Consider the following 2458-nt stretch of genomic DNA (forward strand, 5'->3'; position numbering starts at 1 on the left):
GGTATTTACGGGCTCGCTTACTTCGCCTTGGGGTAAATTTTCGCTCGCATAAACCCTTGAACCGCGCAAAAACACGCTGTGAGGCAGCGAGCTAGCAAGCATATCCGAAAACGTCAAAAGCTCCTCTTGCGCGCCCTGGGCGTAAAGCGTAGTTAAACCCCGCTGTTTTTTAAGGCTAAATTTTAGTCCGATTTTTACGAGAAAAGTCCTAAAAATAATTAAAGTATAAAAAGATAGATTTAACAAATTATTTTTTGATTTTGATATTTTAAAATCAAAATCGCCCTATTTCTTCATTGGTTTCAAGGCTTTAAAATTTGAAATGCAAATTTACGGCGTCAAATTTTACTCTGACCGCCTTGCATTTCTAAAATTCGCGCGCTTATTTGCATTATCTGCGCAAACACCGCTCCCTTTTGCGTCTCAAGCGAGGCCGCCATATCCTTTGCGTATGGATTTTTGCTCGCTTTTATTCGCTTTATCGCGGCTTCAAGCTCTTTTAGTCGTTTTTGCAGTTTTTCTAGCTGTTTTTTTAGGATATCGGCGCTGCTTTCGCCCTCGTTTGCGCCGCTAGGCAAATTTGACGCGTCACGGAAGATATCGCCCCTATCGCTGCTTTGCAAATTTACGTTTTTTAAATTTGCTCCGCCTGCGACCGCCGAGCCGCTTTTACTTAAATTCATCAAATTTGAGTTTAAATTTATGTTTAGTTTTACATCCATCGCCGTGCCTTTAAATTTAAAAGTATATCGGCAAATTTGAGTAAAATTTAAGGCACAACCGTAAATCTCGCTCCTAAATTTATGGATTTTAAAGAAGGCTCGGCAAAATCGCCCAAATCCCGCCGAGCCCAAAAATCAAATGACCGAATTTACTCCTTCGGCGCTATCATATCCTCAGGCACCACCCACGCGTCAAATTCCTCGGCGGTTAGTATGCCCGATTTTATCGCCTCCTCGCGCAGCGTCGTGCCGTTATGATGCGCGGTTTTGGCGATCTTGGCGGCATTTGCGTAGCCGATGTGCGGATTTAGCGCGGTTACGAGCATTAGGCTTTCGTGCAGCAGTTTGTCGATTTTCGCGGCGTTTGCGCTGATGCCGCAAGCGCAGTGTTTCTCAAAGCTGTTCATCGCGTCGCTTAGCAGGCGGATGCTTTGGATGAGGTTGTAGGTAAGCACCGGCTTAAAGACGTTTAGCTCGAAGTTGCCCTGGCTTGCAGCGATGGAGATCGCGACGTGGTTGCCCATTACTTGCGCCGCTACCATCGTGACGGCTTCGCACTGCGTCGGATTTACCTTGCCTGGCATTATCGAGCTTCCCGGCTCATTTTCGGGGATGTTTATCTCGCCGATACCGCACCTAGGCCCGCTTGCTAGCCAGCGCACGTCGTTTGCGATCTTCATCAAATTTGCCGCCAGACCGTTTAGCGCGCCGCTTAAAAACACCTCGGCGTCGTGGCTGGTTAGGCCGTGAAATTTATTCGGATGGGATTTAAATTTAAACGCCGTGCCCGTTAGCGCGTTTAGCTCGTCGCTTACCATCTCGCTAAATTTCGGGTGCGAGTTTAGCCCCGTGCCCACCGCGGTGCCGCCGATAGCAAGCTCCTCTAAAAACGGCATAGTAGCTAGGATCTGCGCCTTGCTCGCCTTTAGCATATGCGCGTAGCCGCTAAATTCCTGCCCGAGCGTGAGCGGCGTGGCGTCTTGCAGGTGAGTGCGGCCGATCTTTACGATCCCCGCAAACTCGGCGGTCTTTTTATCCAGCGTCGCTTCAAGCTTTTCTATCGCGGGCAGTAGCTTTTTTTGAAGCTCTAGCACAAAGGCTATTCGCATCGCCGTAGGATAGGTGTCGTTTGAGCTCTGGCCTTTATTTACGTGATCGTTTGGGTGTACGAATTTCGCGTCTTTAGCGTCCAATGCTGCCTTATCGCGGAAATTTAGCCCCAAAATCTCCATCGCGCGGTTTGAAACGACCTCGTTTAAATTCATATTCGACTGCGTACCCGAGCCCGTCTGCCACACGACTAGAGGGAAATTTCCGTCCAGTTTGCCGTTTAAAATTTCATCGCACGCCTGCGCGATCGCCTCGGTGCGAGGCTCGTCTAGGCGGCCTAGCTTACGATTAACAAGCGCGCACGCCTTTTTTAGATAGGCAAAACCCTCTATGACCTCTCTTGGCATCGTCTCCAGCCCTACTCCGATCTCGAAATTTTCATGGCTGCGCTGCGTCTGCGCTCCCCAATATTTGCCGTTTGGAACCTTTACCTCGCCCATCGTGTCTTTTTCGATACGAAATTCCATAATTAATCCTTTCCTAAGAAGTTTTTAAAATTATAAATCAATATATATAAATTATAATTGAATTTAAATCGTAAGATTTCTCTTGCGACGAGAAAGGCGACCCTAAATTAGCGATATTAAAATTTTACTAGAATCTCGCCAAGATGGGGCATTCTTACT

Annotated in this window: 2 protein-coding genes; both read right to left on the reverse strand. The window is 47.5% G+C overall.

What is annotated here, in order from left to right; all coding sequences use genetic code 11:
- Nucleotides 1-338: 338 nt before the first annotated feature.
- Complete coding sequence (locus tag Q0338_RS04890) at nucleotides 339-722, reverse strand: hypothetical protein (protein WP_298085780.1); 384 nt, start codon at nucleotides 720-722, stop codon at nucleotides 339-341.
- A gap of 149 nt (nucleotides 723-871) precedes the next feature.
- Nucleotides 872-2299, reverse strand: a complete 1428-nt coding sequence (fumC, locus tag Q0338_RS04895) for a class II fumarate hydratase (RefSeq protein WP_298085781.1) — start codon at nucleotides 2297-2299, stop codon at nucleotides 872-874.
- Nucleotides 2300-2458: the final 159 nt, after the last annotated feature.

Source organism: uncultured Campylobacter sp. (assembly GCF_938018145.1).
Taxonomy (GTDB): domain Bacteria; phylum Campylobacterota; class Campylobacteria; order Campylobacterales; family Campylobacteraceae; genus Campylobacter_A.